This window comes from Pseudomonas sp. UTLPPB19802 (assembly GCF_059730225.1).
The window spans coordinates 6,640,161-6,661,413 of the sequence record NZ_AP048545.1 but is presented as its reverse complement, the minus strand read 5'-3'; the positions used below and the strand labels follow the sequence as shown (position 1 = coordinate 6,661,413).

Annotated in this window: 21 protein-coding genes; 10 read left to right on the top strand and 11 right to left on the bottom strand. The window is 62.6% G+C overall.

Translation table 11 applies throughout. From position 1 onward, the window contains the following. Positions 1 to 97 precede the first annotated feature (97 nt). On the top strand, positions 98 to 994 hold the full coding sequence (locus AC6I6U_RS29275) for a LysR family transcriptional regulator (RefSeq protein ID WP_497879443.1): 897 nt from the start codon (positions 98 to 100) through the stop codon (positions 992 to 994). A gap of 66 nt (positions 995 to 1,060) precedes the next feature. Here AC6I6U_RS29275 and AC6I6U_RS29270 read toward each other — a convergent pair whose 3' ends face one another. Beyond that, a complete protein-coding gene (locus tag AC6I6U_RS29270) occupies positions 1,061 to 2,584 on the bottom strand; it encodes a fumarate hydratase (protein WP_497879442.1) in 1,524 nt (507 codons plus the stop codon). Positions 2,585 to 2,916: 332 nt separating this feature from the next. Between AC6I6U_RS29270 and AC6I6U_RS29265 the strand changes: the two genes are divergently transcribed. The 3 genes from AC6I6U_RS29265 (at position 2,917) to AC6I6U_RS29255 (ending at position 5,766) form a co-directional block, all read left to right on the top strand. Then, the gene (locus AC6I6U_RS29265; RefSeq protein WP_497883129.1) at positions 2,917 to 4,023 is read left to right on the top strand and encodes a GGDEF domain-containing protein; all 1,107 of its coding nucleotides are present in this window, start codon (positions 2,917 to 2,919) and stop codon (positions 4,021 to 4,023) included. Further along, positions 4,016 to 4,954 carry an iron-sulfur-binding ferredoxin reductase gene (locus AC6I6U_RS29260; protein ID WP_497879441.1) on the top strand — a complete coding sequence of 313 codons (939 nt, stop codon included), beginning with the start codon at positions 4,016 to 4,018 and terminating at the stop codon, positions 4,952 to 4,954. The genes AC6I6U_RS29265 and AC6I6U_RS29260 overlap by 8 nt, the downstream gene beginning before the upstream one ends. Positions 4,955 to 5,016: 62 nt before the next feature. Further along, the gene (locus tag AC6I6U_RS29255) at positions 5,017 to 5,766 is read left to right on the top strand and encodes an enoyl-CoA hydratase-related protein (protein WP_497879440.1); all 750 of its coding nucleotides are present in this window, start codon (positions 5,017 to 5,019) and stop codon (positions 5,764 to 5,766) included. Positions 5,767 to 5,775: 9 nt separating this feature from the next. Here the strand turns inward: AC6I6U_RS29255 and AC6I6U_RS29250 are convergent, their stop codons facing one another. The 3 genes from AC6I6U_RS29250 to pyk all read right to left on the bottom strand — a co-directional run bounded on the left by AC6I6U_RS29250 (position 5,776) and on the right by pyk (position 7,970). Next, positions 5,776 to 6,096 carry a hypothetical protein gene (locus AC6I6U_RS29250; protein WP_497879439.1) on the bottom strand — a complete coding sequence of 107 codons (321 nt, stop codon included), beginning with the start codon at positions 6,094 to 6,096 and terminating at the stop codon, positions 5,776 to 5,778. 24 nt (positions 6,097 to 6,120) lie between these two features. Then, entirely contained in the window at positions 6,121 to 6,306 is a 186-nt protein-coding gene (locus tag AC6I6U_RS29245) for a hypothetical protein (RefSeq protein ID WP_497879438.1), read from the bottom strand. A 212-nt stretch (positions 6,307 to 6,518) separates the two neighbouring features. Beyond that, complete coding sequence (gene pyk, locus AC6I6U_RS29240; protein WP_497879437.1) at positions 6,519 to 7,970, bottom strand: pyruvate kinase; 1,452 nt, start codon at positions 7,968 to 7,970, stop codon at positions 6,519 to 6,521. 172 nt (positions 7,971 to 8,142) lie between these two features. Between pyk and AC6I6U_RS29235 the strand changes: the two genes are divergently transcribed. Together AC6I6U_RS29235 and AC6I6U_RS29230 are read left to right on the top strand one after the other, a co-directional pair. Further along, complete coding sequence (locus tag AC6I6U_RS29235) at positions 8,143 to 8,517, top strand: tetratricopeptide repeat protein (RefSeq protein ID WP_497879436.1); 375 nt, start codon at positions 8,143 to 8,145, stop codon at positions 8,515 to 8,517. A 226-nt stretch (positions 8,518 to 8,743) separates the two neighbouring features. Further along, positions 8,744 to 9,103 (top strand): PilZ domain-containing protein, encoded by a 360-nt coding sequence (locus tag AC6I6U_RS29230; RefSeq protein ID WP_497879435.1) that lies wholly within the window; start codon positions 8,744 to 8,746, stop codon positions 9,101 to 9,103. A gap of 178 nt (positions 9,104 to 9,281) precedes the next feature. Here the strand turns inward: AC6I6U_RS29230 and AC6I6U_RS29225 are convergent, their stop codons facing one another. Genes AC6I6U_RS29225 through AC6I6U_RS29200 form a run of 6 tightly spaced genes read right to left on the bottom strand, consistent with a single transcriptional unit; the run spans position 9,282 to position 16,021 of the window. Beyond that, positions 9,282 to 10,613, bottom strand: coding sequence for a DUF58 domain-containing protein (locus tag AC6I6U_RS29225; RefSeq protein ID WP_497879434.1), 1,332 nt, complete (start codon positions 10,611 to 10,613; stop codon positions 9,282 to 9,284). 13 nt (positions 10,614 to 10,626) lie between these two features. After that, complete coding sequence (locus AC6I6U_RS29220) at positions 10,627 to 11,643, bottom strand: AAA family ATPase (protein WP_497879433.1); 1,017 nt, start codon at positions 11,641 to 11,643, stop codon at positions 10,627 to 10,629. After that, the gene (locus tag AC6I6U_RS29215) at positions 11,640 to 12,803 is read right to left on the bottom strand and encodes a DUF4350 domain-containing protein (protein WP_497879432.1); all 1,164 of its coding nucleotides are present in this window, start codon (positions 12,801 to 12,803) and stop codon (positions 11,640 to 11,642) included. The genes AC6I6U_RS29220 and AC6I6U_RS29215 overlap by 4 nt, the downstream gene beginning before the upstream one ends. Next, the gene (locus AC6I6U_RS29210; protein WP_497879431.1) at positions 12,800 to 14,332 is read right to left on the bottom strand and encodes a DUF4129 domain-containing protein; all 1,533 of its coding nucleotides are present in this window, start codon (positions 14,330 to 14,332) and stop codon (positions 12,800 to 12,802) included. The genes AC6I6U_RS29215 and AC6I6U_RS29210 overlap by 4 nt, the downstream gene beginning before the upstream one ends. Continuing rightward, the gene (locus tag AC6I6U_RS29205; protein ID WP_497879430.1) at positions 14,319 to 15,299 is read right to left on the bottom strand and encodes a stage II sporulation protein M; all 981 of its coding nucleotides are present in this window, start codon (positions 15,297 to 15,299) and stop codon (positions 14,319 to 14,321) included. The genes AC6I6U_RS29210 and AC6I6U_RS29205 overlap by 14 nt, the downstream gene beginning before the upstream one ends. Then, positions 15,296 to 16,021 carry an RDD family protein gene (locus AC6I6U_RS29200; RefSeq protein ID WP_497883128.1) on the bottom strand — a complete coding sequence of 242 codons (726 nt, stop codon included), beginning with the start codon at positions 16,019 to 16,021 and terminating at the stop codon, positions 15,296 to 15,298. The genes AC6I6U_RS29205 and AC6I6U_RS29200 overlap by 4 nt, the downstream gene beginning before the upstream one ends. A gap of 155 nt (positions 16,022 to 16,176) precedes the next feature. Between AC6I6U_RS29200 and sbcB the strand changes: the two genes are divergently transcribed. Further along, positions 16,177 to 17,613 (top strand): exodeoxyribonuclease I, encoded by a 1,437-nt coding sequence (sbcB, locus tag AC6I6U_RS29195; RefSeq protein WP_497879429.1) that lies wholly within the window; start codon positions 16,177 to 16,179, stop codon positions 17,611 to 17,613. A gap of 93 nt (positions 17,614 to 17,706) precedes the next feature. Here the strand turns inward: sbcB and mvaT are convergent, their stop codons facing one another. After that, the gene (mvaT, locus tag AC6I6U_RS29190) at positions 17,707 to 18,084 is read right to left on the bottom strand and encodes a histone-like nucleoid-structuring protein MvaT (RefSeq protein ID WP_497879428.1); all 378 of its coding nucleotides are present in this window, start codon (positions 18,082 to 18,084) and stop codon (positions 17,707 to 17,709) included. Positions 18,085 to 18,422: 338 nt separating this feature from the next. On the opposite strand from mvaT, the gene purU reads away from it, so the two are divergent. From purU to AC6I6U_RS29175, 3 genes are all read left to right on the top strand, one after another. Then, positions 18,423 to 19,271: a formyltetrahydrofolate deformylase gene (gene purU, locus AC6I6U_RS29185; protein WP_054061143.1), complete on the top strand. Its 849-nt coding sequence runs from the start codon at positions 18,423 to 18,425 to the stop codon at positions 19,269 to 19,271. Positions 19,272 to 19,300: 29 nt separating this feature from the next. After that, positions 19,301 to 19,477 (top strand): hypothetical protein, encoded by a 177-nt coding sequence (locus AC6I6U_RS29180; protein WP_497879427.1) that lies wholly within the window; start codon positions 19,301 to 19,303, stop codon positions 19,475 to 19,477. Positions 19,478 to 19,762: 285 nt separating this feature from the next. Then, positions 19,763 to 21,250 carry a helicase HerA-like domain-containing protein gene (locus AC6I6U_RS29175; RefSeq protein WP_497879426.1) on the top strand — a complete coding sequence of 496 codons (1,488 nt, stop codon included), beginning with the start codon at positions 19,763 to 19,765 and terminating at the stop codon, positions 21,248 to 21,250. The last annotated feature ends 3 nt before the right edge of the window (positions 21,251 to 21,253 follow it).

The window sequence follows — 21,253 nt, the reverse complement described above, 5'->3', positions numbered from 1 at the left end:
GGCATCGCCAGAAGTGAGCGGTTATGTTCGAGACAGGATGCTAGGGTATTCGTCATGCAAATTTAAATTCGAAGAAAATATACGGAACATGCATGAGATGAATGATCTTCGCCGCGTCGATCTCAACCTGCTGGTGGTGCTCGATGCGTTGCTCGCCGAGCGGCATGTCACCCGCGCCGCAGAACGCCTGCACCTGAGCCAGCCGGCGGTCAGTCATGCCCTGGCCCGGCTGCGAGACCTGCTGGGTGATCCATTGCTGGTGCGGGTCGGTGGTACCCTGGTACCGACGGCCCGGGCGCTGGAGGTGGCCCAACCGCTGCACGATACCTTGGGAAGGGTGCAGGACCTGTTGGCACCGCCTGGGTTCGATCCCGCCTCGGCCATTCGCAGCTTTCGACTGGCCATGTCGGATTACGGCGCGGCAATGTTGCTGCCGGGCCTGGTACCGGTGTTGCGCAGCCAGGCGCCGGGTGTCGACCTGCAGATCACCCAGGCCAGTCGCGAGGGCATGCTGGAACTGTTGCTCAATGGCGATATCGATGCCGCAGCCGGGGTGTTTCCCGATCTGTCGCCGCAGTTGCGCAGCGTCCATCTGTTTCGCGAGCGCTATGCCTGCCTGGTGGATCGGGAAAGTCTGGCGGAGAAAGAGGATTTCGACCTTGCGGAATATCTGTCCCGGCCGCATGTCCTGCTGGAAATGCGTGGCAGCGGCACGGCAGAGATCGAACGGGCGCTGAGTGCGATTCATCAGCGGCGTCGGGTGGCGATCAGCCTGCCGCACTGGAGCGTGGCGCCGCGGTTGATCGCCGGTACGGACTTGATCCTCACCGTGGCCTCGCGCAACCTGCGGGCGATCGATCACCAGCGTATGGTGGTGTTGCCGCCACCGTTCGAGATTCCGGCGTTCGATTTCATCTTCGTCTGGCATCAGCGCCGGGAAGGCGACCAGGCCTTGAAGTGGTTGCGAGAGCAGATGCAGGCAGTGTCCGACTGAGTTTCCTGCGGGCAAAAAAAACGGCCCGGATCAACCGGGCCGTTCCTGTTACTGCAACGAAAATGCTTACTGCACTTCCACCGCCAGGCTATCGCTGATCTTCTTCTGCCAGATCGCCGGGCCGGTGATGTGCACCGACTCGCCGCTGGCATCGACGGCGACGGTCACCGGCATGTCCTTGACCTCGAACTCGTAGATCGCTTCCATGCCCAGTTCGGCGAAGGCGACGACCTTGGATTTCTTGATCGCCTGAGCCACCAGGTAGGCAGCGCCACCCACGGCCATCAGGTAGACAGCCTTGTGCTCCTTGATCGCCTCGATGGCGGTCGGGCCACGCTCGGACTTGCCGATCATGCCCAGCAGGCCGGTCTGGTCGAGGATCTGCCGGGTGAACTTGTCCATGCGGGTGGCAGTGGTCGGGCCGGCTGGGCCAACGACTTCCTCGCGTACCGGGTCAACCGGGCCGACGTAGTAGATGAAGCGACCCTTGAGGTCCACCGGCAGGGTTTCGCCCTTGTTGAGCATCTCGACCATGCGCTTGTGCGCAGCGTCGCGACCGGTGAGCATCTTGCCGTTGAGCAAGACGGTTTCACCCGGCTTCCAGCTCTGTACTTCTTCCGGCGTCAGGGTGTCGAGGTTGACACGACGCGCCGATGGGCCGGCTTCCCAGACGATTTCCGGGTAGGCGTCCAGCGACGGTGCCTCAAGTTCAGCCGGGCCGGAGCCGTCGAGCACGAAATGCGCATGGCGGGTGGCCGCGCAGTTGGGGATCATGCACACCGGCAGGGAGGCGGCGTGGGTCGGGTAGTCCATGATCTTCACGTCGAGCACGGTGGTCAGGCCACCCAGGCCCTGGGCGCCGATGCCCAACTGGTTGACCTTGTCGAACAGCTCCAGGCGCAGTTCTTCGATACGGTTGGACGGACCACGCTTTTTCAGCTCATGGATGTCGATGGACTCCATCAACACTTCCTTGGCCATGACCGCGGCCTTCTCGGCGGTACCGCCGATGCCGATGCCCAGCATGCCCGGTGGGCACCAGCCGGCACCCATGGTCGGAACGGTCTTGAGCACCCAGTCGACGATCGAGTCGGACGGGTTGAGCATGGCCATCTTCGACTTGTTCTCGGAACCACCGCCCTTGGCCGCCACGTCCACTTCCACGGTGTTGCCGGGGACGATGGAGTAGTGGATGACCGCCGGGGTGTTGTCCTTGGTGTTCTTGCGGCTACCGGCCGGGTCGGCCAGGATCGAGGCGCGCAGGACGTTGTCCGGCAGGTTGTAGGCGCGACGCACGCCCTCGTTGATCATGTCGTCCAGGCTCATGGTCGCACCATCCCAGCGTACGTCCATGCCGACGCGGACGAACACGGTGACGATCCCGGTGTCCTGGCAGATCGGGCGGTGGCCGGTGGCGCACATGCGCGAGTTGATCAGGATCTGGGCAATCGAATCACGGGCGGCTGGCGACTCTTCCCGCAGGTAGGCCTCGTGCATGGCCTGGATGAAATCCACGGGATGGTAGTAGGAAATGAACTGAAGGGCGTCAGCAACGCTCTGTATCAGGTCGTCTTGCTTGATCACGGTCATGGGTCGCGCTCCTCTATAAAGACGGGAACATTTAAGTAAGGTGTTTGCGACCTTTTTACATCTGGTCTGTCGAAAACATCTTTTGCAGCAGGCCGGGCACGCAGGACCGGCACAAAAACGGCGCGGCAGTATAACCCGCCCGGCTGTCGGGCACATCCGTCAGTGGTCAAACCATGGTCGGGTGGTCGTCGGCATCGTTCTTGCCTTCTGGTGCAGCGAAGGCTGTACAAGTTGTAAATTGAATGGTTATTTTTGATCCGGATCACTAGAGTGGCAAGTGGCCTGTACGGGAAGGAAGTCCCATGAGCCCTCAGCGCACGGTGAGTCATAGATTGACCCATAAAGCCATACAGAGTCTTTTACGCAAGCGTTTCGCCCTGGCTGCCGGTACCTACGGGCTGGCATTGCTGTTGTTCTGGGCGGCGATTTTTACCGGTTACCACCGGGCCAGCCTGACCCATGGCCTGGTCACCACCGGCTTGGTGGTCGCCAGCCAGGGCGTGCTCGGCTGGCTGTTTTTCAGCGGCCGCAACCTGCGCTTTCGCGACCCCAGCCTGACCGAGTTCCAGGTACTTTTGGGGCTGGCCTGGCAAACCTGGATGATGACCAGCCTCGAACATGCCCGCGGCACCTTCCTGGTGTTCTATCCGTTGATATTGCTGTTCGGGCTGTTTCATCTGCCGCGGCGCAAGTTCGTGCGCTGTGCGGCGCTGGTATTCTTCAGTTTTGCTGCGCTCAATCTGTGGGAGGGTTATCAGTTCCGCCTGCCCGATCCGGGGCTGGCAGCGCTGCAGGTGGGTGTGCTGTTCGTGGTGCTGGTGTGGTTGTGCCTGTATGCGAGCTATGTGCAGGCGTCGCGCCTGCGCATGCGCCAGCGGCGGTTTGCGCTGCAGGCGCACCAGGACACCTTGCGCGGCATGATGCGCCAGTTGGAAGACCTGGTGGCCACCGACGAACTGACCGGCCTGTACAATCGACGGCACTTCCTGCGCCTGGCGTCCCGTGAGCTGGAATTGATGGATCCGGGTACGGTACATGGCCTGGCGTTGATCGATCTGGATCACTTCAAGCGGATCAACGATGTGCACGGGCATGCAGCTGGCGACCAGGTGCTGCAGGCTTTTGCCGGTGTGGCAGGTGCCTGCGTACGCGAGGGCGATGTGCTGGCGCGCTACGGTGGCGAGGAGTTCGTATTGTTGCTGCCCAATGCCGACCCCGATCGTCTGAGGGCGTGTTGCGAGCGTTTGCGCCAGGCGTTTACCCAGGTTGAGCTGGTGGGGCTGGCCGTCGGCAACCTGAGCCTGTCGGTGGGCATGACCCTGGTCAGTGAAGATGACGATCTCGACGACGCCTTGCAGCGTGCCGACCAGGCGCTCTATCGCGCCAAGCGGGATGGGCGCAATCGCTGTTGTGCGGCCTGGGAGTTCAGCGATGCCTGAGTTGCGGGTTGGAGAACGGGCCTGGTCGGTGGCCGCGGGCAGCAATCTGCTCGATGCCCTCAACCAGGCCGGAGTCAGGGTTCCTTACAGTTGCCGGGCCGGGAGTTGTCACGCTTGCCTGGTCCACTGCCTGCAGGGCGAGCCGCAGGACCGTCAGCCGGATGCCCTGGGTTTCGAGCAGCGTGAACGTGGCTGGCGCCTGGCTTGCCAGTGCCAGGTGCACGAGGATTTGCGCCTGGAAGTATTCGATCCACTGCGTGATGGCAGGTTGGCCCATATCACCGAGGTCGCTTGGCTGAGTTCGACGGTTCTGCGTCTTCGCGTTCAGCCGGAGCATGCCTTGCGTTACCGCGCTGGCCAGCATCTGGTGCTGTGGACGGCCCAAGGCGTGGCGCGCCCCTACTCGTTGGCGAGCCTGCCGCAGGAAGATCGTGATCTGGAATTTCATCTCGATTGTCGTCAGCCCGGCGAGTTCTGCGACGCGGCCCGGCTTTTCAGCCTGGGTGAGGTGATTCGCCTCGGCGAGTTGCGGGGTGGCGCCTTGCACTACGATCCCGACTGGCACGCCAGGCCGCTTTGGCTGCTGGCGGCTGGTACCGGTCTTGGGCCATTGTGGGGAGTGCTGCGCGAGGCCTTGCGCCAGGGGCATGAAGGTCCCCTGCGTCTGGTGCACCTGGCCCACGACAGCACTGAACATTATCTGGCCGCCAAGTTGGCTGCGTTGTCGGCGAACCATGCCAATCTCACAGTCGAGTGCCTGAGCGCTGCCGAACTGCCGGAGTTTCTGGCCAAACTGCGGCTTGTTTCCCGGCAAACCCTCGCTCTACTCTGTGGTGCCCCGACCAGTGTCGAAGCCTTTGCCCGGCGCCTGTACCTGGCCGGATTGCCGCGCAGCCAGCTGTTGGCGGACGTGTTCCTGCCACGCGGTTGAGCCTTGCTGTGCAGAATTCGCTTTGTGCGAATGCAGAGCCCATGAATAACAAGAGAGCCGAGATGACTGACGCGATTGTAATTGAGCGCGAAGGCGGTCTGTTGACCCTGCGCCTGAACCGTGCCGACAAGAAGAACGCCCTGACACGCGCCATGTACAGTCAATTGGGCGAGGCCCTGCGGCAGGCCGATGAAGACCCGGCAATCAGCGCCGTGCTGATTCGCGGCAGCGATGAGTGCTTCACCAGTGGCAATGACATCGCCGATTTCCTCGAGGAACCGCCCAGCGATCTCGACAGCCCTGTTTTCCATTTCATGCGCAGCCTGCTCGATTGCCGCAAGCCGGTGATCGCCGCCGTGGCCGGACCGGCAGTGGGTATCGGCACGACGCTGCTACTGCATTGCGACCTGGCCTATGTCAGTGTCGACGCCCGGTTGCGCATGCCGTTCGTCAATCTTGGGCTGTGTCCTGAATTCGGTTCCAGCCTGTTGCTGCCGCGCCTGGTGGGGCACGCCAGGGCAGCCGAGTTGTTGCTGCTGGGCGAGGGCTTCAGTGGCGCGCAAGCGGCGGCCTGGGGGATGGCAACCGCAGCCTTGCCGAGTGGCGCCGAAACGCTGCTGAAGGCCAGGGAAGTCGCTTTGCGTTTCGAACAGTTGGCGCCGGCGGCGGTGCAGGTCAGCAAGGCCTTGATGAAGGCACCGGACCGTGAGCAACTGCGCCAGGTGGTAGAGGCCGAGGGCAAGCTGTTTGTCCAGCGTCTGCGTTCGCCCGAGGCGGTTGCGGCGCTCTCAGGGTTCTTGACCAAGCGCTGAGAGCGCTTGTCAGTTTGGCTTGGGCAACTTTGCCTGGCGCCTGGGCTGCATGACACTCGAGTAAGCCGAGGTGACCGATACCCAGGTCAGGGCCAGGGCTCCGACGAACAGGTTGCCTTTCTGTTCCTGCAGGATGCCTAGATCTTCCCTGCTGGAAAAGAAACCCAGCGTCCCCAGCATGAAGGCGCTGACCACGCCTGATGAGGCGGTCATGATGATTACGGCATGGATCAGGTCTGCCGATCGTCGATGATAAAGGGCGTGTCCCAGATAGATAGCGATGAAGGTCAGCCCGATGAGGATCGAGCAGCGTGTCTGGTCCAATGGCATATAACCCTTCCTTGGGTATTTTGATCAGGGTGTTGCGGTTGTCTGAAAGGCGGCAAATGCTCCCACCAGTGCACCTGCCAGGGCGCTTACCAGGCCGGGAAAGAGCATGTTGGCCAGGCAGGCGCCGCCGAGGGTCGGGCCGATCATGCGTGGGTCCATGAGCCTGTCCAAGGGGATGTTGATCATCTGACGGCTGTTGCGATCTTTCATGAGCAGCTTTCTCCGTAACTCCGTTGCATTGAGGTTGCAAGGTCGTTGCTGAGAACAAGGCTAACCTGCCTGAATGGCTCTGTGTGGGCAGCACTGGAAAAAGAGAAAGAGCCTACAGCGTTCGCCTGGCCAGACGAGTTGGCGTCATTTTCCGGGCATGAAAAAGCCTCGCCGCAAGGTGCGGCGAGGCTTCGGGTAGAGCAAGAGGTCAATCAGACCATCGGGTCGCCGACATGCAGGATCTTCATGCCGTTGGTGCCACCGATGGTGTGGTAGCTGTCGCCCTTGGTCAGGATTACCCAGTCGCCTTGCTCGACCACGCCGCGCTTGAGCAACTCGTCGACTGCAGCCTGGCTGACCTGCTCGGGCGGTAGCGAAGCCGGGTCGAACGGGATGGTGTAAACACCACGGAACAGCGCCGCGCGAGCCTGGGTTTCACGGTGCGGGGAGAACGCGTAGATCGGCACGGAGGAGCGGATCCGCGACATGATCAACGGCGTGTAGCCACTTTCGGTCAGGGCGATGATCGCCTTGACGCCCGGGAAGTGGTTGGCGGTGTACATGGCTGCCAGGGCAATGCTCTGGTCGCAGCGTTCGAAAACTTTGCCGATACGGTGGCTGGAGGTCTTGCTGGTCGGGTGCTTTTCCGCGCCGGCACAGATGCGTGCCATGGCCTGCACCGCTTCGAGCGGGTAGGCTCCGGCGGCGCTTTCGGCCGACAGCATGACCGCGTCGGTGTAGTCCAGCACGGCGTTGGAGACGTCGGACACTTCGGCGCGGGTCGGCATCGGGTTCTGGATCATCGACTCCATCATCTGGGTCGCCACGATCACGGCCTTGTTGTGGCGGCGTGCGTGCAGGATGATCTTCTTCTGGATACCCACCAGCTCGGCGTCGCCGATTTCCACGCCGAGGTCGCCACGGGCAACCATGACGGCATCGCTGGCCTGGATCAGGCCGTCGAGGGTTTCGTCATCGGCCACGGCTTCGGCGCGTTCGATCTTCGCGACCAGCCAGGCGGTGCCGCCGGCTTCGTCGCGCAGCTTGCGGGCGTATTCCATGTCGGCGGCGTCACGGGGGAAGGACACCGCGAGGTAGTCCACTTCCATTTCCGCGGCGAGCTTGATGTCGGCCTTGTCCTTGTCGGTCAGGGCCGGAGCGGTCAGGCCGCCGCCACGACGGTTGATGCCCTTGTGGTCGGACAGCGGTCCGCCAATGGTCACCACGCAGCGCAGTTCTGTTGCGGTAGCGGTTTCAACACGCATGACCACGCGACCGTCGTCGAGCAGCAGTTCGTCGCCTACGCCGCAATCCTTCACCAGGTCCGGGTAGTCGATGCCGACGACCTGCTGGTTGCCTTCGGTCAGCGGATGGCTGGTGGAGAAGGTAAAGTGATCACCGATCTTGAGTTCGATACGCTTGTTGGCGAATTTGGCGATACGGATCTTCGGGCCCTGCAGGTCACCCAGGAGCGCGACGAAGCGCCCGTGCTTGGCAGCGAGGTCGCGCACCAGCTTGGCGCGAGCCTTGTGCTCGTCGGGGGTACCGTGGGAAAAGTTCAGGCGGGCGACGTCCAGGCCAGCCAGAATCAGCTGTTCCAGAACTTCCGGCGAGTTGCTGGCCGGGCCCAGTGTGGCGACGATTTTTGTACGACGAACGGACATGCAGAGACTCCTGAGTTCAAGCGCAACGAGAGGCTACTATGGTCCCGTGCTGTAGTCATTGTTCATTTGCACTACTTTTCAATGAAGAAGTTTTTTTCGGATATGTTGTTTGGCGAACACTCTGAAGATTTTCGCCAACGGGTCGATACACTGCCAAGAACAGGAGATACCCATGCGAATTTTGCTCGTTTTAGCCTTGGCTGCCAGTGTCGTCGGCTGCACCCGCTGGTCGATGAACAGTCACTTGAATAATGCCTACCGCTCCTACGATCGCGGCAACTGTGAAGACGTGATGCTGCAACTGTCCCAGGTCGATCGCGAAAGCCGCACCCGGCCCTACGTGCAGCCGGAGGTCTCGATGCTGCGCGGTCAGTGCCTGGAGCGCCAGAAGCTGTTCGTTGATGCGATCCAGACCTATCGCTTCATCATTACCCAGTACCCGTACAGCGAGTATGCCTACCGCGCCCAGGCGCGCCTGGAAACGTTGCGCCAGTTGGGGCATGCGGACGCCGCAGTACCGGCGCAGCCACGTCCTGCACCGTTGTGATGTCAAGCGAAATATGAACTGGCTCTCTGCCAGCTTTCAGCTAGAGTTCGGGGGTATGGTTTCAGTTTTATCAATTCATTTGAGTTGAAAACCATGGCTCGGTAGAGGTCTGCGACGGGGTGCATAGCTGCCGTCGCGCCGAGGCCAAGGGAGAGCGGGGCTTATCGGCTCGGCTCCGAAGCACTAGCGCGGCCATGCTGAATGGTCTTGTATAGCGATTATCAACATGCCTACCGAGCGTCGAATCGAGCGGCACCAATTGCCGTACTTTCTTAAGGTGTTCAACCGTTTCACCGACAAGCCCATTGGCTACCTGGGCAATGTTTCCGACGATGGGCTGATGCTGATCAGCCAATTGCCGCTGTTGGTCAATGCGGACTTTGAACTGCAGTTGAAACTTCCCGGCCCCGACGACATCGTTCAGCTCATTGATTTGAATGCCCGTTGCTTGTGGTCCCATGAAGAGGCGACGCCCTGTTACTACGACTCCGGTTTCGTCCTGCGCGAGCCGCCCGAGGCGTATCACAAGCTGGTAGAGGCGTTGCAGCACTACTTCAGTTTCTACCCGTTGGAGGCCTCGGCGTAGTGTCCTGTGTGGCTAATTCGCATACTCAACTCCGGGTCCATGGCTTCGCCAGACTGCGTTGCCATTCCTCGCCGTAGCCGTGCTACGACTCGTCATGGCGCCTTGCCTGGCAAACCCCTGGACCCAAATTTGAATATTCGAATTAACCGTACAGGACACTAGTTGTCCTGGCGTGGCCTCAGAGGGTGCCGGCCTTTTTCCAGCTCAGGTAACGGCTGACCAGTTCGGCGCCGAGTTCGCCCGGGCGGGCGTCGAGCACTGGCACGCCGTGGGCGCCCAGGCGTTCGTGCAGGTTGGCCCGGGCATTCAGGTAGTCGATCGTGCCACAGTAGGCGAGGGCTTCGGCCAGCGTCTGCACCGGGCCCTGGCACAGCTGGTCGAGGATTTCCTCGCGCAGGCTGGCGACCAGTACCCGGTGTTGACGGCCCAGGCGCTTGACCGCCGTAAGCAGTTCCTCATCGTCTTCGTCGCGCAGGTTGGTGACCAGCACGACCAGGGCGCGGCGTTTCTGCCGGGCCAGGACCTGGCTGGCGGCAGCCTGGTAGTCGGCGGGCCGCTGGCTGCTGTCGAGGTCGTAGACGGCATTGAGCAGTACGTTGAGCTGGCCCTGGCCCTTGAGTGGTGCCAGGAAACGTGGCTGGTCGCCAGCGAAGGTACTCAGGCCGACCGCGTCGCCCTGGCGCAGGGCAACATAACTCAGCAGCAGGCACGCATTGAGCGCGTGGTCGAAATGCGCCAGTTCACCGTCCTGGCTGCGCATGCGGCGGCCGCAGTCGAGCATGAAGATGATCTGCTGGTCGCGTTCATCCTGGTATTCGCGGGCAATCGGCGTGCGTTGCCGTGCCGTGGCTTTCCAGTCGATCTGGCGCAGGCTGTCGCCTTCGCGAAACTCGCGTAGCTGGTTGAATTCCAGCCCCAGTCCACGTCGCTGGCGCTGGCGTACTCCGAGTTGGCTGAGCCAGTTGTCTACCGCCAACAGGCGGGCACCGTAGAGCCGGGCGAAGTCCGGGTAGACCCGGGTGGCATCGTTGATTGCCAGGTAGCGCCGGCCGGACCAGAGGCCCAGCGGGCTCGGCAGCTCGATTTCACAGCGTTCGAAGGTGAAATGCCCGCGACGCACGGGGCGCACCCGGTAGCCCAGCTCACCTTTTTCCCCGGGTCGCAGAACGATGGACTGCGGCAGGTGTTCGAAACCCAGGCCCTCGGGGACATGGTCGAAAAGCTGCAGTTGTTGCTCCGCCGGGTAGTCGTGTAGCACCTCCAGGCGGATTTCGCCCCAGCGCCCGAGTGCGAGGCTACCGGGTACCTGCCGTTGCAGGCGAGGTGATGGCAGACGCCGCAGCCGTACTGCATCCAGCAGGGCCAGCAGTAGCAGTGCCAGCAGCAGGCCCCAACCAATCGAGTCGAGGCTCTCCGGCAGTTCGACGTCGAGCGCCTTGAGCGATCCGAGCAGGACGCCAAGCCCGAGTAGCACGCCCAGCCAGGTCAGCAGCAGTCGTGACGGTTTCATTGCGCCGGCCTGTTCACAGGCGTGGCGCCGGGACCTGGTCGAGCAGTTGCCGCAGCACCTGCTCGACCGACAGGCCTTCAATATCCAGTTCCGGTGCGATGCGCACCCGGTGGCGCAATACCGCCAGGGCGCAGCCCTTGACGTCATCCGGAATCACGAACTCGCCACCGCGCAACAGGGCTCGGGCGCGGGCACCGCGGACCAGGGCGATCGACGCCCGCGGGCCGGCACCGAGGGTCAGGCCGGGCCAGGTGCGGGTGGCTCGGGCCAGGCGTACGGCATAGTCGAGGACCTGCTCGTCCAGGGGCAGGTCGCTGGCAATCCGCTGTACCACCAGCACATCCTTGGCCTGCAGCACGGTGCGCAGCGGCTGTACGTCGAGCATGTCGGCCTTGGTCGAGCGGGCGACCTGGCGGACCATCTCCAGTTCCTGCAAGGCGTCCGGATAATCCATGCGCAGCTTGAGCATGAAGCGGTCCAGCTCGGCCTCTGGCAACGGGTAGGTGCCTTCCTGCTCGATCGGGTTCTGCGTCGCCAGCACCATGAACGGCTGGGCGATGGGCAGGGCGCGGCCTTCCAGGGTGACCTGGCGTTCCTGCATGGCTTCGAGCAGCGCCGCCTGCGTCTTGGCTGGGGCCCGGTTGATTTCGTCGGCCAGCAGCAGATTGGTGAACAACGGCCCCTTGCGCAATTTGAACTGCTCGGTTTGCAGATCGTAGACGGCGTGGCCGGTGACATCGCTGGGCATCAGGTCCGGAGTAAACTGGATACGCGCGAATTCGCCACCGAAGCAGCGCGCCAAGGCGCGGACCAGCAGGGTCTTGCCCAGGCCCGGAACGCCTTCTAGCAGGACGTGGCCGCCGGCGATCAGCGCGGTGAGCACATCATCGATCACCGCATCCTGGCCGATCAGGGCCTTGCGCAGCTCATGGCGCACCGCCTGAACCAGCTGGCTGGCGCGGTGGCGCTGCTGCAGGGCATGGGCTTCGGCGTCGACCGGGGTCGACGGTTCCGTTGGATCTTCGCTCATAGGGCATTCCTGAGAGTTTGCAGGTGGGCGACCTGGCGGCTGAAATCGGCGCTGGACAGCCGCTGTTTTGGTCGCGGGCGCAAGGCTTGGCTGATGGCACTGGTGGGTTGGCGGGTCAGGCGGGCAAGCACCTGCCACTGGTCGGCGACCGCCAGCCGTTCGAAACCGGGGTGACGCTGGCGGGCACGGCGCAGGATGTCCTGTTGCAGGGCTCGCAGCAGCACCTCCTGGCCACTGCGGCGCAGCAGGAAGTCGGCGCTGGCCCGCAGGTGTTCCTGCAGCTGCCGCCGGGCTCTTGTGGCCGGGGCCTGCAACGGGCCGTGGCGCAGGCCGACATGCCATAGCCAGGCCACGATCAGTGCGGCAAGTGCCGCCAGCGCGTGAGGGAAATAGCGCAACAAGAGGCTGAACAGGCTGTCGTGGGCAGTGTTGAACAGCAGGGTGACGGCGCTGTCCTGGCCCAGGTACCAGAGCAGCCAGGCGTTGTCGTAGCGACCGATGGTGGCGTTGGTCCAGAGGTCGGCGTCAGTGAGCACGGTGACCGAGCCCAGTCCGTAGTTCAACTGCATCAGGTGCGTGGAGGTGGCGCTGTTGGCCCAGGATTGTGCCAGGTTCTTCGGGTCGGACAGATGGAAAGCGGTGTCAAAGCTGAAGTAGGCGGGGGCGTCTTCATCTTCCAGGTACATCCGGGTCAGTTGCGGGTAGTACTTGTCTTCGGGCTCCGGGCCATTGCCCTTGAGGTTCCTGCTCAGGGACTGGCGCAATTGCACGCGGTCCAGCAGCAGGTCGCCGCTGCGCCCCAGCTTGGGGTCCCACAGGGCTTCGGCGATGAACAGCAGGCGACCGCCGGCGCGGGCCCAGTTGAGTAATTGGTCGGCTTGGCGCGGGGTCATGTCCGAGCGGTCGCCGAGCAGCATCAGGGTGTGATGGCGCGGGTCGAGTCCTGGCAGGATTCGCAGGTCGTTGGCGTGGTTGACCTCGATACCGCGTTCGCGCAGGAAGTTTTCTGCGGCGAGATAAGGGTAGGCACGAACCTCGGGCGAGGGACCATGATCGACGACCACCTCATAGGGTTCGGCCCGGTGGTAGAGGTACAGGCCCAGGCCAAGCAGCAGACCGAATGCCAGCAGGGCCCCAAGCAGCCACGAGCGGCGTTTCATGGGCGCACCTGCGGGCCGAACAGCTCGCGCCAGCCGTTGCACAGCTCCTGTTGCAGATGTGTCGGCGGCAGGCGGTGGCCGTAGGCGAGATTCTGCCAGTGGCCGGTGAGGTGCTGGCTGAAGGCCTGGAGGGCCGGTTGTTGCAGTTGCGCAACCCGCGCCAGGACCTCGCTCTCGGTATAGGCGCTCTTCAAGGGCAATTGGAAATCATGTAGCAACCGGCTCAGCAGGCCGCGATAGAGGAGGCTCATTGCCTCGCGTGGTTGACTGGACCAGAGCGCTTCGGCGCGGGCGGCGATATCTTCGGGCAGGCTTTCGACGCCGAGGTCGAGCCCGAAAAGTTGAGCCGGGGCATCGGCGCGTGGCTTCAGCGGTTTGCTCTGCGGCCGGCTGACAAAGGCCCGCAGCCAACCGCGATAGCGCCAGGCCAGCCAGACGACCAGGCCGAACAGCGTGGCCCAGAGCAATACCGACAGGCCATCGGCGAGTCGGCTGAAGGCTCGACTGTCGAGTTGCCCAAGGAGTGTCTTCATCCAGTCTGGGGCTGCCTTGGGCTGCTTTTCTTCGGGAGCTTGCGTCAATCGCCAGCGGGTGATGGTTTCGCGGTTCTTGAAGGGGGGCGCGTCGACCAACGCCCTGATCGAGTCGTGGGCCTGCTGGCTGGTCAACGGTTGTTGCAACAGACGTGGACTGCTCGGGGCCGGCGGTTCGGCGGCCATGCTCGGAGCCGGGCTGCCGACCAGCAGCAGGCCGCCGATCATCAGGCTGGCAAGCACTGGCACCAGGCGCTGGCGCAATTGGCGGAAGATCAACTCGATGTCCCACGCCTCCAGTACCGTGCGCCGATTCAGGTAGAGGCTGAAGCCGCAGGCGACATACACCGGTTCCCAGGCAATCAGGATCAGTGCGTAGAACAGGTTGGTCAGGTGCTCCAGCCACCACCAATCGTACTGGGCGGCGAGCACCACCTTTTGCCAATCCCAGTCGAGTTCAACCTGGCGGGGCAGGAGCAGGTAGAACAGGGCCATGCAGCCGATCCAGAGTACCGTTTCCAGATGCACGCCGATCAGCGTCAGCCAGTGTGCACCGCGGCCCGCCTGCGGTAGCAGCACACGCAGGCGCTGCTGGCGGGCCAGGCCGCCGAGCCCTTCGAGCTGTTGGACGGGCAGGGTGAAACTGCGGCTCAGGCTCAGGCGGCGCCAGGTCAGGCTCGCCAACAGTTGCGGCTTGAGCAGGCGCGGCCAGGCCAGCAACGCCTGTTTCAAGCTTGGAGTCTCGCCGAACAGGGCCTTGGACAGGATGTGCAGTGGCAGGCGCTCGAAGGCCGGTTTCAGCCACCAGAACAGCAGCATGGCAATTGAAGGATGCTCCCAGAACAGCAGGCTGAGCAGGGCGAAAACCGGCAGGGTGACGATCGCCCAACTGGCCGTCAGCAAGCCACGGTGCTGGCGTGCGAGCAGGATGCCGAGGTCCATGGCTTCCCAGGTGCTGCGTGGGCGGATGGCGACGCTGGCGTCAGTCAGGCGCATGGCGGTTCCGTCCGGCGAAGAGCAGGTAGCCGATTACCAGCAGCCATAAACTGCCACCCACCAGGTATTTGACCTGGTTCGTCGGCCGTGTCAGTGAGGACCAGTAGGCTTCGATGAAGGCGGCGATCAGCAGGAACAGGATGACCCCGGCGATCATCCGGATGCTGCTTTTCGCCGCCAGGCGCAGCGCCTCGCCACGGGGCAGCCGGCCTGGCGCCAGCAATGACCAGCCCAGTTGCAGTCCGGCGGCGCCGGCCAACGCGATGGCAGTCAGCTCGAAGGCACCGTGGCCGATGACGAACGACCAGAAGGTCTGGCCGAAGCCGATCTGGGTCAGGTGGCCGGCCACCGCACCGATGGTCAGCCCGTTGAACAGCAGGAAGAACAGGCTGCCGAGGCCGAACAGCAGGCCGCCGGCGAAGGTCTGGAAGGCGATGCCGATGTTGTTCATGATGTAGTAGCCGAACATCGCCCAGTCTTCGCTGGAGGCCCGCGCGGTGGTGCGCCCCAGGCGGCTGGAGTCGGGGTCGTACATGCTCTGCATGTCGGCGACCTGTTGCGGGCTGACGATGCTGTAGACGAGGTCGGGAAACAGGTAGACCAACATGCCGGTCAGCAGCAGGCTGCCGAAGAACAGCAGGCAGGCGGCGAGAACGAACGGCCATTGCTGGCGCACCAGCCGGGGAAAGTCGGCCAGGATGAAGCCCAGCAGTTGGCTGCCCAGGCGGCTGCGGTGGCGATAGAGCTGCTGGTGCCCGCGCAGGGCCAGTTGCTGCAGCGGATCGACCAGATGGCTGCTGTAGCCGCGCTCCTGGGCCAGGGCCAGTTGATGGCACAACCGTCGGTAGGCCGCAGGAAACTCGCTGCCCGCATCGGCCTTGGCCTTGCCGCGCTCCAACTGCTCAAGCAACTCGCCGAATCGCTGCCATTCCGGCTGATGACGGCTTTCGAAAAGACCCTGTTTCATGTCGGCCCCAACAGGCCACGAGCGATGCCGTTCAGCTCATTCACTGCCTGCGAAGGGGGGACGCGCAGCGCCGGGGCCAGCAAACCGGCCAGCTCGTCGACCCGTTCGGTGGACAGTTCGCCCTGGCGCTCGGCAAAGCTCAGCACCGCCCGTTGTTCGTTCAGGCGCAGGGCGAGTGCGGCAGTGCGGGGCGTGGCGTCCGGCAGGCTGGGGCGCTTCAACGCTTGTTCGCGGTAGATCACCAGGGTGCCGGCGGCCAAGTCGCCCAGGCGCTTGAAGGTCGGATGTTGCAGGCAACTGAGGGCGCCCAGACAATAGCCGAACGGCAGCATGTCGACGAAGCGCAGCAGGTTGCGAGTCAGCGAGGCGGACCAGCCGATCGGCGTGCCATCGTCATGTACCACCCTTAGTCCCATCAGTTGCTTGCCGGGGGAACGGCCCTGGTTGAGTACCTCGAACAGCACCATGTACCACCAACTGACGAGGAACAGCAGGATCGAGCCGAGACCGGCCCCCAGCTTGTCCAACAATGCCAGCACCGATAGCAATGCACCGAGTATCACCCCGCGTACGCCGAGGTCCATGGCAAAGGCAACCGCCCGCACCGGCAGGCCGGCCGGGCGCAGGGGCAGGTCGATACCCTCCGGGGTTTCGATCTGGTAACGGGTGTCCAGTGGCGTTTGCAGCGATGCATTCCTTGTCGGGCGTGATATCTGGTACATGATCGACATGTTGGCCGATCCTAGCCAGCGCTGGCGGGCGACGCAACTGAACTCTTGTGCCAGCAATCGGTTGCATGGATAAGTTGTATCGTGCGTCTGGCCGGTGGGGCAGTCGAGCGCCTAGACTGCTCCGGTCTTTTGTACAGGAACCCACCGTGACCTCCATCTTCTGGTACGACTATGAAACCACCGGGATCAATCCGCGTAACGATCGCGCCTTGCAGGTGGCAGGCATCCGTACCGATGCCGAGCTCAACGAGATCGACGAACCGGTCAACCTCTATTGCCGGCCCAGCGAGGACATCCTGCCTCATCCGGCCGCCTGCCTGATTACTGGTATCACCCCGAGCCTGCTGGCCAGCCAGGGCCTCGACGAAGCCGATTTCATGACCCGGGTGCATGCCCAACTGGCGCAGCCGGGAACCTGCGGTGCCGGCTACAACACGCTGCGCTTCGACGACGAGGTGACTCGCTACAGTCTGTATCGCAACTTCTTCGATCCCTATGCCCGCGAGTGGCAGGGCGGCAACAGCCGTTGGGACCTGATCGACGTGGTACGTGCCGCCTATGCGCTGCGTCCGGAGGGAATCGTCTGGCCGCAAGAGGATGGCCGGGTCACCCTCAGGCTCGAGCGGCTGACTGCGGCCAACGGCATCGACCATGGTCATGCCCACGAAGCCTTGTCCGATGTGCGGGCGACCATTGCACTGGCCCGGCTGATCCGGGAAAAACAACCGCGGCTCTATGACTGGTTGTTCCAATTGCGTAGCAAGCAGCGTGTACTCGACCAGATTCGCCTGTTACAGCCGATGGTGCACATTTCCGGGCGTTTTTCGGCGGCGCGCAATTACCTGGGGGTAGTGTTGCCGCTGGCCTGGCATCCGCGCAACCGCAATGCACTGATTGTCTGTGACTTGCATGAAGACCCGCAGCCGCTGCTGGATCTCGATGCCGAATCGTTGCGTCGATATCTTTATACCCGCCGCGAGGACATGGCCGAGGGGCAGTTGCCGGTGCCGCTCAAGTTGATTCATGTAAACCGTTGCCCGGTAGTCGCGCCGATGAATGTTCTGCGCCAGCCGGATCAGCAACGTTTGCAACTGGACATGGCGCTTTATGAGGCTCGGTGCCTGCGACTCAATGACGCACGGGAAGTTTGGCAGGATAAAGTCCAGGCGATTTATGCGGCTGAAGATTTCACGCCCAGTGAGGATCCGGAGCAGCAGTTGTACGACGGTTTTCTCGGTGACCGGGATCGTCGTTTATGTGAACAAGTCCGCAATTGTGGGCCGGAGCAGTTGGCCCGCGAGCAGTGGCCTTTCGATGATGAGCGCTTGCCTGAATTACTCTTCCGTTATCGAGCGCGTAACTTTCCCGGGAGCTTGAGTGAAAAAGAGCAAGAGCGCTGGCAGGAATTTTGTCGGCAACGCCTGAGCGACGCGAGCTGGGGCGCGCCGAATACCCTTGGGGAATTTCAGCAGGCACTCACCAGCAGTTTCGCCAATGCTACGCCGGGGCAGGCACAAGTGCTCGATGAATGGCGACGTCACGCACAGTATTTGTGCACTCGCTTTAACATTCCGCTGGATTGAGTGGATAGGCGAGGCAGAGTCGCGACAATAAAAAAACGCCAGCAAGCTGGCGTTTTCTTGAAGGAGCGCAGGGCTCTATGACGGGTGTTTCGCTTAGCCCAGCAGAGTGGCCCAGCTTTCAACCACGTCACCACCCCACTTGGCTTTCCACTCTTTCAGAGTCTTGTGGTTGCCACCTTTGGTTTCGATGACTTCACCGTTGTGTGGGTTCTTGTACTGCTTGACCTTGCGCGCACGCTTGGTGCCGGGAGCTTTTACCGCGCCGCCACGTGGGGTTTTTTCTTTGGCATGTGGGTCGAGGATCAATTGGCAGTCACGCAGCGACTTGCCGTACTTGGCCAGCAGCGCACGCAGTTGCTCTTCGAATTCCATTTCCTTTTTCAGGGCGCCGTCTTTTTCCATCGCAGCCATCTGGGCTTGCAGTTCTTTGATAGCTTCTTCCGTGGCGCGGTATTTGTTGATCAGGGACATGAGGACTACCTTATGTGATTCGTGTATGACAGGGACAGTGCTGTAATAGTAGTCAGACAATTTGCCCAAGTAAACAATTAAGAGAATGTTTGTTGCATTTGATATTTTGAACTTTATCGATTGCCGATGTGTGTCAGTTAGATGTTGTGCCTGGTTGCCCCGAGAATAGACTTGCGAATCGGCGGGAGAACTATCGGAATTGCCGCGATGGACGTTGCTGAATGCACCGGGGCGATTCACGGGAAAGGCCCGGTGGGCGCGGTCTTGCAAGGAGTACTGCAGTTTTGCCGCGCAATCGCTAGAATAGCCGCCTTTGCGAAGTTCTGGAGTTTCCCCCCATGCGCACTTTCCGGCTGGTGATCGCTTGCCCCGACCGCGTTGGCATCGTTGCCAAAGTCAGTAATTTTTTGGCGTCCTACAACGGCTGGATCACTGAAGCGAGCCATCATTCCGACAACCAGAGCGGCTGGTTCTTCATGCGTCACGAGATTCGTGCCGACAGCCTGCCGTTCGGCCTGGAGGCTTTTCGCGAGGCATTCGCCCCGATCGCCGAAGAGTTTTCCATGACCTGGCGCATCACCGACACCGAGCAGAAGAAGCGCGTGGTGCTGATGGCCAGCCGCGAGTCCCACTGCCTGGCCGACCTGCTGCACCGCTGGCACAGTGACGAACTGGACTGCGATATCGCCTGTGTGATTTCCAACCACGACGACCTGCGCAGCATGGTCGAATGGCACGGCATTCCTTATTACCACGTGCCGGTGAACCCGCAGGACAAGGCCCCGGCATTCGCCGAGGTCTCGCGCCTGGTCAAGCATCACGAAGCCGATGTGGTGGTGCTGGCGCGCTACATGCAGATCCTGCCGCCCCAGTTGTGCCAGGAATACGCACACCAGGTGATCAACATCCACCACAGCTTCCTGCCGTCTTTCGTCGGTGCGAAGCCGTACCACCAGGCTTCCATGCGTGGGGTGAAACTGATCGGTGCGACCTGCCACTACGTGACCGAAGAGCTGGACGCCGGCCCGATCATCGAGCAGGACGTGGTCCGGGTCAGCCACAGTGATAGTATCGAAGACATGGTGCGTTTCGGTCGCGATGTCGAGAAGATGGTGCTGGCTCGCGGCCTGCGTTATCACCTGGAAGACCGTGTGCTGGTGCACGGCAACAAGACCGTGGTGTTCTGACCGCCCGCTGGCGGGCCTGGAGGTTGGTGATGAGCGATCCATTCGACAAGGCAACCTCCAAGGCCCCGCCTACCCTGGGTGAAGGCTGTCTCAGCCGTTACGACCCAGATGCCATGAGCAGTGAGGATGGCACCGAGTTTCCGGGTGCCGCCGAGCTGTGGCGGCAATTGCAGGAAGAGCCTGAGGCTGAACCTGCCAAGCCTTGAGTGCGCTTGCGTGGTTTCCCGGCGTTTCCCCATGTTCCCCTTTTCATTAGTCCGGGCCGGTGCGTGGCATTTTGTCGTGTCCGGTCGCTTTGTGCCGATCGGGCACCTGCCGAGCTTGCAGTGCCCAGGCAGGCGATGGAAGGTCGCGTGCGCCGGACGAGATTGAGCCTAAGCTGATAAGGCCTTTGCTCCCCAGGGGAAGACCGGCACATGGTTTGGCTCCAGCCGGATCGACACCCCTCGCTTTCAGTTGGGCAGGCTCGACAATCAACCGGGGGAGATGACATGAATGATGTTTCGCAACTTGTGCTGGGGGCTGGCACGGACGGTCTAGCCGTTGGCCAGGCCTTGAGCCTGGCCAATCGCCACGGTCTCATCGCCGGCGCCACTGGCACCGGCAAGACCGTTACCCTGCAACGGCTCGCGGAGGCCTTCAGCGATGCAGGGGTGGCGGTGTTCGCCGCGGATATCAAGGGCGATCTCTGTGGCCTCGGTGCGGCAGGCAACCCCCAGGGCAAGATTGCCGAACGGATTGCCGGGATGCCCTGGCTCGACTATCAGCCCGGCGCCTACCCGCTCACCTTGTGGGATGTCTTCGGGCACTCCGGTCATCCGTTGCGCACCACCCTGAGTGAAATGGGGCCGTTGCTGATCGGTGCCCTGCTGGAGCTGACGGATAGCCAGCAGGCGGCCCTGTATGCCGCCTTTAAAGTGGCCGATCGCGAAGGTTTGCTGTTGCTCGACCTGAAGGACCTCAAGGCGCTGCTCAACTATCTGAAGGATCATCCGCAACTGCTCGGCGAGGATGCCGCCTTGATGACCAGCGGCTCCACCCAGGCGCTGTTGCGGCGCCTGGCAACCCTTGAGCAGCAGGGCGCCGAGGCATTGTTCGGCGAGCCGGCGCTGCAACTGGAGGACATCCTGCAACCGGCTGGCGATGGCCGGGGAAGGATTCATCTGCTCGATGCCAGTCGCCTGGTGCACGAGGCGCCCAAGGTGTATGCAACGTTCCTGTTGTGGCTGCTGGCCGAGTTGTTCGAGCAACTGCCCGAGCGTGGCGATGCCGAGAAACCCCTGTTGGCGCTGTTTTTCGACGAAGCGCACCTGCTGTTTGCCGGCACCCCGAAAGCCCTGCAGGAGCGCTTGGAGCAGGTGGTCCGGTTGATCCGTTCCAAGGGGGTCGGCGTGTACTTCGTCACGCAGTCGCCCGGTGATCTGCCGGACGGTATCCTGGCGCAGCTGGGCTTGCGCATTCAGCACGGCCTGCGGGCCTTCACCGCGCGGGAGCAGAAATCACTGCGGGCGGTCGCCGAAGGGTTTCGCCCGAATCCGGCGTTCGATGCGTTGTCGGTCCTGACGCAGTTGGGGATCGGCGAGGCGCTGGTGGGCACCTTGCAGGACAAGGGCACGCCAGAGATTGTCAGGCGCGTGCTGGTCGCACCACCGCAATCACGGATAGGTCCGTTGAGCGAGGTCGAGCGGAGCGCGCTGATCGCCGGTTCGCCGTTACTTGGGCGTTATGACAAACCCGTCGACCGTGAGTCGGCCTATGAAATCCTGCTGGCGCGCAAGGCCCCCGCAACCGCCCCTGAATCCTCCGTCGGCACGCCGGCTGCGCAAGAACCGAGCCTGGCGGACAAGGCCGGCGAGTTCCTCGGTTCGGCGGCCGGGCAGGCGCTCAAGTCCGTCGTGCGCCAGGCCGCCACTCAGTTGGGCCGACAACTGGTGCGCGGCCTTATGGGCTCGCTGCTCGGGGGCAGCAAGCGTCGCTGAGGC